Annotated in this window: 11 protein-coding genes; 9 read left to right on the top strand and 2 right to left on the bottom strand. The window is 53.8% G+C overall.

Features of this window, described 5'->3' with window-relative positions; all coding sequences use genetic code 11:
* Positions 1–17: 17 nt before the first annotated feature.
* The 4 genes from C7820_RS15540 to C7820_RS33475 all read left to right on the top strand — a co-directional run bounded on the left by C7820_RS15540 (position 18) and on the right by C7820_RS33475 (position 6760).
* On the top strand, positions 18–701 hold the full coding sequence (locus C7820_RS15540) for a metal-dependent hydrolase (protein WP_116231857.1): 684 nt from the start codon (positions 18–20) through the stop codon (positions 699–701).
* A gap of 95 nt (positions 702–796) precedes the next feature.
* On the top strand, positions 797–1282 hold the full coding sequence (locus tag C7820_RS15545; protein WP_116231858.1) for a ferritin-like domain-containing protein: 486 nt from the start codon (positions 797–799) through the stop codon (positions 1280–1282).
* 386 nt (positions 1283–1668) lie between these two features.
* The gene (gene gltB / locus C7820_RS15550) at positions 1669–6267 is read left to right on the top strand and encodes a glutamate synthase large subunit (protein ID WP_116231859.1); all 4599 of its coding nucleotides are present in this window, start codon (positions 1669–1671) and stop codon (positions 6265–6267) included.
* 337 nt (positions 6268–6604) lie between these two features.
* The gene (locus tag C7820_RS33475) at positions 6605–6760 is read left to right on the top strand and encodes a hypothetical protein (RefSeq protein ID WP_163882458.1); all 156 of its coding nucleotides are present in this window, start codon (positions 6605–6607) and stop codon (positions 6758–6760) included.
* Positions 6761–6966: 206 nt separating this feature from the next.
* Here the strand turns inward: C7820_RS33475 and C7820_RS15555 are convergent, their stop codons facing one another.
* Positions 6967–7335 carry a helix-turn-helix domain-containing protein gene (locus tag C7820_RS15555; RefSeq protein ID WP_076175034.1) on the bottom strand — a complete coding sequence of 123 codons (369 nt, stop codon included), beginning with the start codon at positions 7333–7335 and terminating at the stop codon, positions 6967–6969.
* A 220-nt stretch (positions 7336–7555) separates the two neighbouring features.
* Between C7820_RS15555 and C7820_RS15560 the strand changes: the two genes are divergently transcribed.
* The 5 genes from C7820_RS15560 to C7820_RS15580 all read left to right on the top strand — a co-directional run bounded on the left by C7820_RS15560 (position 7556) and on the right by C7820_RS15580 (position 12061).
* The gene (locus C7820_RS15560; protein ID WP_076175032.1) at positions 7556–7987 is read left to right on the top strand and encodes a hypothetical protein; all 432 of its coding nucleotides are present in this window, start codon (positions 7556–7558) and stop codon (positions 7985–7987) included.
* A gap of 223 nt (positions 7988–8210) precedes the next feature.
* Positions 8211–8882 carry a sugar transferase gene (locus tag C7820_RS15565; protein WP_244867701.1) on the top strand — a complete coding sequence of 224 codons (672 nt, stop codon included), beginning with the start codon at positions 8211–8213 and terminating at the stop codon, positions 8880–8882.
* A gap of 61 nt (positions 8883–8943) precedes the next feature.
* Positions 8944–9900: an LCP family glycopolymer transferase gene (locus C7820_RS15570; RefSeq protein WP_076175029.1), complete on the top strand. Its 957-nt coding sequence runs from the start codon at positions 8944–8946 to the stop codon at positions 9898–9900.
* 477 nt (positions 9901–10377) lie between these two features.
* The gene (locus C7820_RS15575) at positions 10378–11289 is read left to right on the top strand and encodes an ABC transporter ATP-binding protein (RefSeq protein WP_116231861.1); all 912 of its coding nucleotides are present in this window, start codon (positions 10378–10380) and stop codon (positions 11287–11289) included.
* Entirely contained in the window at positions 11282–12061 is a 780-nt protein-coding gene (locus C7820_RS15580; protein WP_116231862.1) for an ABC transporter permease, read from the top strand. Before C7820_RS15575 ends, C7820_RS15580 begins: the two co-directional genes overlap by 8 nt.
* A gap of 107 nt (positions 12062–12168) precedes the next feature.
* Here the strand turns inward: C7820_RS15580 and C7820_RS15585 are convergent, their stop codons facing one another.
* The gene (locus C7820_RS15585; protein ID WP_116231863.1) at positions 12169–12588 is read right to left on the bottom strand and encodes a bactofilin family protein; all 420 of its coding nucleotides are present in this window, start codon (positions 12586–12588) and stop codon (positions 12169–12171) included.
* Positions 12589–12803: the final 215 nt, after the last annotated feature.

Consider the following 12803-nt stretch of genomic DNA (forward strand, 5'->3'; position numbering starts at 1 on the left):
GAGGAGGTGGCGTTTATATGAAAATTACGTATTATGGTCATTCCTGTGTGGTGGTGGAGGAAGGCGGCCGGAGCGTGATCATCGATCCGTTTCTCTCGGGCAATCCGGCATCGGGTATTGCGCCTGCGGATATCCGTGTTGATGCGGTGCTGCTCACCCATGGGCACTCCGACCACTTTGGCGATGCGCTGGAGATTGCCAAAGCGAATGATTGTTCGATTGTCGCCGTGTTCGAGCTGGCGGAGTTCTGCCGCAAGAAGGGCGCGAAAACCTTTGCCATGAACATCGGGGGCCAGCAGCAGTTTGACGGATTCAAGGTCAAATATACGCTGGCTTTCCACAGCTCTGCGGTTCCGGACGGCGAAGCACTGATCTATGCCGGAGAACCGGCGGGCATCCTGCTGACCATGGGCGGCAAAACGTTCTTCCATGCGGGAGATACGGCGCTGTTCGGCGACATGCGGCTTATCGGTGAAATGAATCAGATCGATGCTGCCGCGCTGCCGATTGGCGACGTGCTGACAATGGGACCGGACGATGCGCTGCTGGCGGCCAAATGGCTGCGGGCGGACCGCGTCATTCCGGTGCATTACAACACTTTCCCTGCCATTAACCAGAACAGTACGCTCTTCTGCGACCGTCTTCATCAGGAAGGCATTGAAGGACACGCGCTCAAGCCGGGAGAGAGCATTGAGATCTGACCGCTGATGAAGCGGTGGCTTTGACAAATGGCACCCCCCGCCGTATCCGGGCATACAGTATCGTAACATTAGCCTATCGGAAAGGCGGGGGTTGATTGTTTTACCGAACTAGTGAACATAACGGGTATTTGCCGGCCGGCGAGCTGCAGAAAGCCATACAGGGCGAGTACGAAGCGATCCGTAAGGGACGAAGGCTTCAGGAGCTGGCTCCCCCGGACCACCGGATATATTTCAGCCGCGTGGTCGAAGAGGAGCGGCAGGGCCGTCTCGCCGAGCTGACCCGTATCTATTATGAGCATACCGGCTGCTATCCGGTCTTCAGCAAGGTTGAAACGCCCAGGGCGTATGTAACCGGACTGAAAGCGACCGTCGATGACGCACTCGAAGCCGCGTGGAATTATTCGGACCTGATGCTGACGGCGACGGACCCGAAGGTCCAGAAGCTGATGCTGCGCGCGATGAACAGCGAAATGCGCTGGGTCAGCCGGCTGCAGTTTTTGTACAGCAATTATTTCCACGAAAACGGCGACATGAAGCACAAGGGCACCATTGGCATCGCCGACAAACAGCTTCCCTCTTGAGTTGGGGGAGGCTGTTTTTCTGTATATTGGAAAAAACCGAGTTGAAATGAATAATCATACGCTTTTCAGGTTAATTACAACATGCCGCTTTAATGCTTCACTGCAAAACATTTCTTATCACATTCATAAAAAGTTTAAATTGCGCAGAGGTTTAGTGGGTGTTAAAATAATATAACCAATTCATTTTGAATAATTATCGACGTTTTATAACAAAAAGAAAACCATTCCCCCATGCAACGAGGATTTCCGCCGTTGTCGCATACCCCATTCCCCTAGTGAGCATGAAGTATTATTCTTGTAGCCAATGTCGTCTTCGTACTGGTTTATTTTGATGTATCTGGATTTACTTGCATTTATTTATTCTGAAGATAGAAAGGTTGCTTTCCATGAAACATACGGTACTTCCCCCTAAGCAGGGACTTTATGATCCGCAGTTTGAAAAAGACGCCTGCGGCATGGGCTTCGTCGCTCATATCAAAGGCCGGGCCTCCCATGAGATCGTAGGCCAGGCTCTGACGATGCTCGAGAATATGGAGCACCGCGGCGGACAGGGCAGCGAGCCCAATTCCGGTGACGGCGCCGGGATCATGCTGCAAATTCCTCACCGCTTCTTTGCGGAAGAAGCGGCCCGGATCGGCTTTGAGCTGCCTGAACCGGGGCAATATGGCGTAGGCATGCTGTTCCTTTCCCACGACGAAGCCGTTCGGGAGGCTCATGAGAGCCGGCTCGTCGAAATCATCCGGGAAGAAGGGCAGCAGTTCCTGGGCTTCCGCGACGTTCCGACCTATGACGAGATGCTGGGCAAATCCGCGAAGGAAGCCAAGCCGTACGTACGGCAGATTTTCATCGGACGCAGCATCGATGTGAAGGACGAAATGGACTTCGAGCGCAAGCTGTACATCATCCGCAGACGCGCCGAGCTGGCCATCCGTTATGGCGACGCTCCGCAGGCGGATTCCTTCTATATTTCCAGCCTTTCGTGCCGGAAAATCGTATACAAAGGGATGCTGACCACCAACCAGGTGGGGCAGTTCTATCTGGACCTGAGAAACGAGCTGGTGGAGACGGCGATCGCCCTCGTTCACTCGCGTTTCAGCACGAACACCTTCCCGAGCTGGGAACGGGCGCACCCGTACCGCTTCATGATCCACAACGGGGAGATCAACACGCTCCGCGGCAACGTGAACTGGATGCATGCGCGCCAGTCGCTGTTTAAGAGCGATATTTTTGGGGATGACCTGGAGAAGGTCAAGCCGGTCATCAATCCGGACGGTTCGGATACCGCCATGTTCGATAACACGTTTGAGTTCCTGTACCTGAGTGGACGTTCCCTGCCACACGTCGCCATGATGATGGTGCCGGAGCCTTGGAACAACCATGAAAGCATGGACGAAACGAAAAAAGCGTTCTACGAATACCACAGCACGCTGATGGAACCGTGGGACGGACCAGCGGCCATGGCGTTCACCGACGGCGTTCAGATCGGCGCCATCCTGGACCGGAACGGACTCCGCCCGTCGCGTTACTACGTGACGAAGGACGACCTGATTATTCTTTCTTCGGAAGCCGGCGTGCTCGACATTCCAGCTGAGGATGTCCTGTACAAGGACCGTCTCCGTCCGGGCAGAATGCTGCTCGTGGATACGAAGGAAGGACGGATCATTTCCGACGAGGAAGTGAAGGCCCAGATCGCTGCCGAGCAGCCGTACCGCGAGTGGCTCGACGAGCATCTGGTCAATCTGGATGAGCTTCCGGACGCGCCAGAGCTGCCGAATCCGAAGCATGACAACGTGCAGCAGCTGCAGCTCTCCTTCGGCTATACGTTCGAAGATCTGCGCAAGGTGCTGGAGCCGATGGCTTCGACCGGCCAGGAAGCGGTAGCCTCGATGGGCTACGACGCGCCGCTGGCGGTGCTGTCCGACAAGCCGCAGCGCCTGTACAACTACTTTAAACAAATGTTCGCGCAGGTGACCAACCCGCCGATTGACGCGATCCGCGAAGAGATTATCACTGCGACCGGAACGACGATTGGACCGGAGCGCAACCTGCTGCATCCGGAGCCTGAGAGCTGCCGCCAGATCCGTCTGGACACGCCGGTTCTCTCGAACGAAGATTTCGCGAAGATCCGCCACGTGCACCGTCCTGGCTTCAAGTCGATGACGATTCCGATCTTCTTCCCTGCTGAGGAGGGGGCGGAAGGCCTGCGTAAGGCGCTTGACGGATTGTGTGAAGCGGCCGACCGCGTGATCAAGAAAGGCCACAACATCCTGATCCTGTCCGACCGCGGCGTGGACAAAGAAAATGCGGCGATCCCGGCGCTTCTTGCCGTATCCTGCCTGCATCATCATTTGATCCGCCAAGGAACGCGGACCAAAGTCAGCATTCTGCTCGAATCCGGCGAACCTCGTGAAGTGCATCATTACGCGCTGCTGCTCGGTTACGGCGTGAGTGCCGTCAACCCTTACCTGGCGTTCGAAACGCTGGACGACATGATCCAGCAGGGGCTGCTGCGCGGCGTGACGCACGAGAAAGCCGTTAAAAACTATATCAAAGCCGCGACGAAGAGCGTGGTGAAAATTTTGTCCAAAATGGGCATCTCGACGATCCAGTCCTACCGCGGTGCGCAAATCTTTGAAGCCGTCGGCTTGAAAGAGGATTTTGTCGAGAAGTACTTTACCCGTACGCCGTCCCGCATCGGCGGCATCGGCCTGGAAGAAGTGGCGGCCGAAGCGCTGGCCCACCACAACCGTGCCTTTACGGACAAGGACGGAAGCGACAAGGTGCTCGATTCAGGCGGTGACTATCAATGGCGCAAGGACGGGGAGGAGCATCTGTTCAACCCGCAGACGATCCACCTGCTTCAGCAGGCCGTACGCACCGGGGATTACCAGGTGTACAAAAAGTACGCGAAGCTTGTTCAGGGTGAGAACGAGAAGCATCTGACGATCCGCTCGCTACTGAAGCTGAAACCGGCAGGAGCTCCGGTTCCGATTGAGGAAGTCGAGCCGATCGAGTCCATTATGAGACGCTTCAAGACCGGTGCCATGTCCTTCGGCTCCATCAGTAAGGAAGCGCATGAAAGCCTTGCGATTGCGATGAACCGCATCGGCGGCAAGAGCAACACCGGTGAGGGCGGCGAAGATCCGGCGCGCTATATTCCGGATGCGAACGGCGATTCCCGCCGCAGCGCGATCAAGCAGGTGGCGTCCGGCCGGTTCGGCGTGACGTCGAACTACCTGGTGAACGCGGACGAAATTCAAATCAAGATGGCGCAGGGAGCGAAGCCGGGTGAAGGCGGACAGCTTCCGGGCCGTAAAGTATATCCTTGGGTTGCCGAAGTGCGCGGTTCTACGCCTGGGGTAGGTTTGATTTCTCCGCCGCCGCATCATGACATTTACTCGATCGAGGATTTGGCGGAGCTGATTTATGATCTGAAGAACTCCAATCCGCGCGCGAACATCAACGTGAAGCTCGTGTCCGAGGTTGGCGTCGGAACGATCGCGGCCGGGGTGGCCAAAGGCCGTGCCGACATTATCCTCGTCAGCGGATATGACGGCGGTACCGGTGCATCGCCGCAGGGATCCATCCGCCATGCGGGTCTTCCTTGGGAGCTGGGCGTTGCGGAAACGCACCAGACGCTCATCCTGAATAACCTGCGCGACCGCGTCGTCCTGGAAACGGACGGCAAAATGCTGAACGGACGCGATCTGGCCGTCGCAGCGCTGCTGGGTGCCGAAGAGTATGGCTTCTCTACGGCTCCGCTCGTGGCACTTGGCTGTATCATGATGCGCGTCTGCCAGATGGATACCTGTCCGGTGGGGGTAGCTACCCAGAATCCGGAACTGCGCAAAAACTTCATGGGCGATCCGGCGCATGTCGTTAACTTCATGAGATTCGTGGCTGAAGATATGCGTGAAATTATGGCGGAGCTCGGCTTCCGTACGATCCAAGAGATGATCGGACGCACGGACTGTCTGGATGCCGAAGAGGCGAACGGACATTGGAAGAAGCAAGGCATCGATCTGTCCGTTCTGCTCCACACACCGGAGCTTCCGGAAGGTAGCACGCGCTACCGCACGAAGACCCAGAACCACGGTCTCGAAGAGACGCTGGATATGCGTGAGCTGTTGAAGCTGGCGGCACCGGCGCTGGAAGACGGAACGCCGGTTACCGGCGAGCTTTCGATTACGAACGTAGACCGCGCCGTAGGCACGATTCTCGGCAGCGAAGTCACGCGGAAGTACGGGGCAGCCGGCCTGCCGGAAGATACGATTTCGCTGACCTTTACGGGAACGGCCGGCCAAAGCTTGGGCGCCTTCGTTCCGAAGGGCATCACGCTGACCGTGGTTGGCGACGCGAATGACTACACCGGCAAAGGGCTCTCCGGCGGGAAGCTGATCGTGAAGCCGTCGCCGAAATCGACGTTCAAGGCCGAAGAGAACATCATTATCGGCAACACGGCTTTCTATGGCGCGACAAGCGGCGAGGCGTACATCCGCGGCATCGCCGGCGAACGCTTTGCGGTCCGCAACTCCGGCGTGAATGTCGTCGTTGAAGGCGTTGGCGATCACGGATGCGAATATATGACAGGCGGTCGCGTCGTCATTCTTGGGGAAACGGGACGTAACTTTGGCGCCGGCATGTCGGGCGGTATCGCCTACGTCTATGATCCGCAGGGTACGTTTATCGACCGCTGCAACCTGGAGATGATTCTTCTGGAGCGCGTTGAGGATCCAGAGGAAGTTCAAGAACTGAAGAGCATGATCGAGAAGCATGTCAACTACACGGAGAGTGCTGTCGGCGAGCGTGTGCTGGAAGACTGGGAGAACAGCCTCGGCCAGTTTGTCCGCGTCATTCCGAAGGATTACAAACGGATGACACAGCAAATTCGCAAGGTTCAGGAGAATGGACTGAGCGGCGAAGCTGCCCTGCTGGCCGCCTTCGAAGCCAACATGCGCGAGCTCGCGAGAGCGGGAAACAACTAATTCTTCCAAACCGGATGTTATAAAGACAGAATTCCTATCAACAAGGTTGAATTTTTCATATTTGCGCAATAATTGCTGGAAAGGGCATACGAAATGTTTTCAATTGGAGACATAAATCGTATGCCCATTTTTTTCGACAAAAATAGAACCTGCTTCAAAAAGCAATTGTCCCATTAGACGACAACATCCAGAAGAGGCTTGGGATATAATAAAAAAGACCTAGTCACTTGGCTGATTCTTGACATTCATACTTGGAACAGACGTTGTATTTGTCAACAAAAGAGTAGCCGTGGTAATCATTTTGGATAATATGTTGAGTGGAGCGAGGGTATCTTCGATGAGAGATGAGAGAAAGTTCGGTGCCGAGGCCCGGTCCAACCAAGAACTTCCGGAGCAAACCCAATTGGACATCATGAAAGTGTTGGAGCAATGCGGGATTCATCCTGACAACTGGAAGCGCTTTGTTCAAAAGATGGAGAAGGGGACGGATTAGCGGAAATTTCGCAGATCGTGTCCGGGGGGTTCGCATAAAACGACAAGGAGGGACAGAAAACGTTTTATCATTCCGATTTTAGACAGGGAGACCGCCCTGCAGCAGTTGTCTTCCATATGCTCCAAAAGGGGACCCCGTCGAATTACGGTAACCGAACCTATAAAAACCTCAGCCCTCCTAAGTTCAAGGAAAGCTGAGGTTTTTCATTATTTCATGGACCGTTCCATCCGCACAAAAGCGATAAAACGTTTGGCTTCTTCCTCAGACAAGCGGCGGCCGTCAATCGTCAAATTGAACTTCTCCAGCAAGTCCTCATCCGAAAGCTCCAGTTGATCGACAAAATCCCGGACCTCCGGATCCATGACAATCTTCGGCTGGTTCGTACGGCCGATCAGATAATCGATGGAAACGTCAAATTTGTCAGCCAGTTTGGTCAGAATCTCAAAATCAGGTTTACGGCGGTTCTTTTCATAGTGGGATAGTGCGGCTCGCGTAATGCCTATGGATTGGGCCAATTCCTCCTGGGTCCAGCCGCGTTGGTCCCGCAATTCTGCGATGCGATTACCATGATTCATGAATTAACCTCCTCCGAATACCTGAAAAAATACATAAAATTAGAAACAAAATGTCGCAAAAATAGATTCATATAGGAAATAAGTATTGACTAGTTACAAAATGTATCGTAAAGTGAAAATTGGAAATGATACCATTTGTATCAATTGTTGAGACGTTGCGTATCCTTTAGCAGTATAAGGCGTTATCCCGATTTTCATACCATGAGGCAGGAATAATCCGATGAATATGTTAACAGCACATGGCATACATCTTCAAACGTATATGTATATCCATCAGGTCGGGAACCAGACGGTTTTTCTGCATCGGACCCGTCCTGTCATCTTATGGGAATACGAGCCAAGCCGAATGGTAATCATCAGCGACTTGGATCTCCCCGTCGTGCCCGAGCTCAGGCTGGGGTTCATTATCCACGTTCCAAATGCCCCTGCCCGTCAGGTGTACGGCACCGTGGCTTGGAAAGAAAGCAGCATCTCCTTTAAGGCCCACCAATACGGCATTCGTATTGAATCCCCGCAGCAGGAGCCGGAGCGCATGACAAAACACCACAACCGCCCGCAACGAGGCGGCCGAGCGGCCTCCACACCGTATGAAAGTCCCTGTGACCACGATTCTTTCCCCGGCCCAGGACACCATTTTGATATCAAAGCATAAAAATCTTACGTTTTTTCGTAATGGGATACAGACATTTTACACTATTTATCAAAGGGCTGCATAGTGCTTTGCTTTAAAAAGGCTGAAGTATAAGCCTGTCATGTGATCGTCCGGTTGGACTTATATTGAGAGCGGGGGATGGATCAGTCATGGGACGTACGTTGACTTTGGATTTCCTGATGCAGATGCTTCAAAGGGACGAGGATGTTCATTTATGAGCAGCATGAATCCGCTGAACAAAACGGTGGACGTCGGCAAGCCCCTTCCGATCACTCCCCGGAAAGACAGGATATTGTACCTTTGGGCCAAGCGAACCCTGGATATTAGCTTATCGCTTATAGGGCTGATTTTTTTATGTCCGGTATTCCTGGCCGTTGCCTTGCTTATCAAGCTGGAGGATCCAAAAGGCTCGGTGTTTTTCTCTCAGGTCCGCGTCGGCCGTGGGGGCACACCATTTAAGATGTACAAATTCCGGTCGATGGTCAGCGGAGCCGAGCTGATGCTCGGCAATTTGATCCAGCAAAGCGATGTGACCGGAGCAATGTTCAAAATGAAAAACGATCCGCGGGTCACCCGGGTCGGCCGGTTCATCCGCAAAACGAGCATTGATGAGCTGCCCCAGCTTGTGAATGTGCTGAAAGGAAATATGAGCCTGGTCGGGCCAAGACCGCCTTTGCCGCGGGAGGTAAGCGACTATACTTCCTACGATATGCAGAGGCTGCTCGTTGTCCCGGGGTGTACAGGTTTGTGGCAGGTCAGCGGAAGGAACCATGTGGGATTTCAGGAAATGGTCGAGCTGGACCTCAAATACATAAACGAACAGTCGATCCGGATGGATATGATCATCATTTGTAAAACGGTCAAGGTGCTGTTCGGCGCGGATAATGCGTACTAATCGCTGCGTGTCCAAGTGCGCAGGGCGCAGCTGTGTCCATTAGGAAGGTGGCAGATGCATCATGAAAAAATGGGTCGTTTCGACCATCGCCGTCGTATCGGTGCTGGTGGTCGGTGTCGCGGGATACGGATTGTATATTTACAATTCGGTCAAAGCGACGGCTAACGAAATATATGAAAAGCGGGAACCATCCGTTGTACCGGTAACCGTCAGCTCGGATGGCAAGACAGGCGGCCAGGCGGATACGTCCAAGAGCGCCGAAAACCCGCCGGCGGTTCATTTGAATGAAAGGGAGCCGTTTACCGTTCTGGTCATGGGTGTGGATCAGCGAGAGGACGACCCGGGACGTTCGGACTCGATGATCCTGCTGACGGTAAATCCGGCCAAGCAGAGTATCCTGATGTTCAACATCCCGCGTGACACGAGAACCGAAATCGTCGGCCACGGGACGACGGACAAGATCAACCATGCTTACGCCTTTGGCGGCGTAAACATGTCGGTCGCGACGGTAGAGCACTTCCTCGGTTACCCGGTTAACTATTACATCAAGGTCAATATGGAGGGCTTCGCCAAAATCATTGATTTGCTAGGCGGGGTGGAAGTGAATAATCCGTTTGCCTTCCAATATGAAGGATACGATTTCAAACAGGGCGACTTGAAGCTGGACGGCTCCGAGGCGCTGGCCTTCTCCCGGATGCGGTATGACGATCCGCGTGGAGATTTGGGGCGTAATGCACGGCAGCGGGAAATTTTGGAGCAGGTGATCAATAATGCGCTCAAAATATCGAATGTCGTAAAAATCGAATCCCTACTGAACCAGGTAGGCGACAGTGTCAGAACAGACATCACTTTCGACAATATGAAGACCTTCGTGACCGATTACCGGTCCGATCTGAAGACAATCGAGCAGGTGGAGATCAAGGGCCAAGGCAAGAAGATCAACGGAATTTGGTATTACATGGTCAGCGATGAGGAGCGGCAGCGTATCCATAATGTCATTAAAGAGCATTTACAATAAGAGGCAGGCGTGGCTGGATGTCACGCTTGCTTTTTCAATTCCGGCGTCCTTTGCAGCATCTCGGAACCCGAATTGATTCATAAGCCCCACGTTGTGGGGTTATTTTTCGACGAAAACTGTCAGTTTCCTTGACAAAAGATGCAGATTCATGTAGATTTCTTGGTGTGCATGTTACAGAATGTATCTATAATAAGTCGTTGGTCATAATTTTAAGCGCAAAGACACACTTCATGGAAGGGAAGTCGATTCTCTTGAACAGTCAGCTATCCGTATTCTGCTTGCGATGTGAGCAGGTCATCCCTATGTCGGACACGGCACTTGTGTTCCGGACGGGATTTTACCGCACAGTGATTCCCCTGGGCTGCTGTACCCTATGTTATTCGCAGACACAATCAGAGGCAGATTTCCCATATGATGGGCATCTGCAAGGCGAATATGCTACAATGGGGCCAGACTTGGGCAGAAGGGGTGATAGAAATGCAGCAGGAACCGGTGGTTCGGCTGGAAGGTGTCACGAAGAAAGTCTCATCCAAAACATTGGTTGAGGATGTTACGCTGGACATCCCTCCCGGGCAGGTCTTTGGTTTTCTCGGTCCGAACGGGGCCGGAAAAACGACGACTATCCGCATGATGGTCGGGCTGACCAAGATCACCAAGGGAGATATTAAAATTTGCGGTTACAGCATCAAGGATCATTTTGAGCAGGCGATCGTCCACGTGGGGGCGATCGTCGAAAACCCGGAGATGTATAAGTTTTTGACGGGGTATGAAAACCTCCGGCACTTTGCCCGGATGATGTCAGGGATTACCGAGGAGCGCATTCAGGAAGTGGTTCAGCTCGTTGGGCTGAGCAACCGGATTCAGGACCCGGTGCGGACGTATTCGCTGGGCATGCGGCAGCGCCTGGGCGTAGCTCAGGCGATTTTGCACCGTCCGAAGCTGCTGATCCTGGACGAGCCCACCAACGGGCTGGACCCGCAGGGAATCCGCGAGCTGAGGGACTACCTGCGCCGGCTGTGCAGGGAAGAGGGGACGACGGTATTCGTCTCCAGCCATCTGCTGTCCGAGATGGAGCTGATGTGCGACGCCGTGGCGATCATCCAGAACGGACGGTTGATTGACGTACGCACGCTGGCCGGTGTTGAGGGAGCGCAGGAGACGACCGTGGAAACGGCATTTGCGCTGGACCGGCCGGAGCAGGCGCAAGAGCTGCTTGGGGGCGGTACGATACGCGATGGACTGCTGATCGTCCGGCTCGACCGAAATGGCATTGCCGACACGAATGCCCGGCTTGTCCAGAGCGGATTCAAGGTGTACGGGATTCAGAAGATAACCCGGTCGCTGGAGGACCAATTCTTGGAAATGACGGGAAGTGATCAGATTGGGTAGCTTTATCCATCTCGTGCAGAACGAGAATATGAAGATATACCGGAGAGCCCGGACGTGGATCATGCTGTCGATCCTGGCCATCGTCAACATTCTGATGCCGCTCCTGTTTCACTTGGCGGATGGCGGGGGCAATATCAGCTTGTGGGAAAGCGTGCTTCAGACCGGGGCGTTTACGTTTTTTCTGTGCACCATATTTTCGGTTGTGGTCGCCTCGGATTCCGTTGCAGGCGAATTTTCCTGGGGGACTATCAAGCTGCTGCTGATCCGCCCATGGAGCCGATCGAAGATTCTGCTCTCCAAATATATTGCCGTAGTGCTGTTCAGCCTGCTGTGCACGGTGCTGCTGATCGTCGTGTCATACGGGGTCTCCGCGATTTTCTTCTCGGGAGGAGCGGGCGGGTCCCTTATGGGCGAGCGCATCGGGCCGCGTCATTACTTTCTGATTATGCTTTGCGATTATGTAGACCTGTTCATGACCGTGGCGCTGGCTTTTATGCTCTCGGCCGTGTTCCGGGCAAGCGGGCTCGCCATTGGGCTGTCGCTGTTCATCATGTTCGCGAAGGGCATCTTTAATATGCTGTTCAACCCTGAGCGCTACAGCTGGGCAAAGTTTTTGCCGTTTATGCACATGGACCTGTCGCAGTATCTGGCCTCTTCGGTGGGGCCTGGGGGTGTGACGCTTGGGTTCTCGATCTTGATTCTGGCCATCTACTACGTCTTGTTTCTGGTCATCGCCTGGACCGTGTTCGGCAAACGGGACGTCGCGGCCTGACCTGTCACGATATTAAAAGCCAAAAAAACGCAGTGCATGTGGACGTGATCCGTTCACTTGCGACTGCGTTTTTTACAGAGATAAGAAAGCAGAAGCTTCGGGCCGCATCAGCCGGCTTCCGATTCCAAATACCGCGGGGTGGGGGCGGTCTCCTGCGCCGTTTCCTCCGGGGCGTCCTTCAGCTCCATTTTGCTGGATCCGTGGAGGATGCCGCCCTCGGTAATGACCAGCGACGTTGCCCCCAGCACGTCACCGAACATCTGTCCGGTCGCTGTGATGGTCAGCCGGCCGAGCGTCGTCACATCACCGTACACTTTTCCGGCAATGATGACCTCTCTGGCATGAATGTGCGATCTTGCCACCGCATGCTCCCCGACAATGACGCTGCCTTTGCTCTCAATGACGCCGTTAAATTTGCCTTCGATGCGCAGGTTGGCCTCACAGGCCAGCGTCCCTTCGATTTCTGTCCCTTTGCCGATCAAAGTGTCCGTTGCGCTCTGGTGCCGGCTCGCTTTGGATCTGCTCATGTTTGAAATCCCTCCTTTTTAAGATTATAGAATTTAAAATTCAGCGAAGCTGAACCATTCTATAATCGCAAGAAAAACTTCAGCTAAACGCGGTCTGTCTTCTTTGATGGTACGTCGATAGACGTTTTTCTTAAGATTATAGAATTTATAAAATTCAGCGAAGCTGAACCATTCTATAATCGCAAGAAAAACTTCAGCTAAATGCGGTCTGTCTT

The sequence above is a fragment of the Paenibacillus sp. VMFN-D1 genome (assembly GCF_003386155.1).
GTDB lineage: Bacteria > Bacillota > Bacilli > Paenibacillales > Paenibacillaceae > Paenibacillus_AQ > Paenibacillus_AQ favisporus.

What these genes read in the sequence shown, in the direction of transcription:
- C7820_RS15540 (WP_116231857.1), top strand. Translation starts at nt 18, where the DNA reads ATGAAAATTACGTATTATGGTCATTCCTGTGTGGTGGTGGAGGAAGGC.
- gltB (WP_116231859.1), top strand. Translation starts at nt 1,669, where the DNA reads ATGAAACATACGGTACTTCCCCCTAAGCAGGGACTTTATGATCCGCAG.
- C7820_RS33475 (WP_163882458.1), top strand. Translation starts at nt 6,605, where the DNA reads ATGAGAGATGAGAGAAAGTTCGGTGCCGAGGCCCGGTCCAACCAAGAA.
- C7820_RS15555 (WP_076175034.1), bottom strand. Translation starts at nt 7,335, where the DNA reads ATGAATCATGGTAATCGCATCGCAGAATTGCGGGACCAACGCGGCTGG.
- C7820_RS15560 (WP_076175032.1), top strand. Translation starts at nt 7,556, where the DNA reads ATGAATATGTTAACAGCACATGGCATACATCTTCAAACGTATATGTAT.
- C7820_RS15565 (WP_244867701.1), top strand. Translation starts at nt 8,211, where the DNA reads ATGAATCCGCTGAACAAAACGGTGGACGTCGGCAAGCCCCTTCCGATC.
- C7820_RS15570 (WP_076175029.1), top strand. Translation starts at nt 8,944, where the DNA reads ATGAAAAAATGGGTCGTTTCGACCATCGCCGTCGTATCGGTGCTGGTG.
- C7820_RS15575 (WP_116231861.1), top strand. Translation starts at nt 10,378, where the DNA reads ATGCAGCAGGAACCGGTGGTTCGGCTGGAAGGTGTCACGAAGAAAGTC.
- C7820_RS15585 (WP_116231863.1), bottom strand. Translation starts at nt 12,588, where the DNA reads ATGAGCAGATCCAAAGCGAGCCGGCACCAGAGCGCAACGGACACTTTG.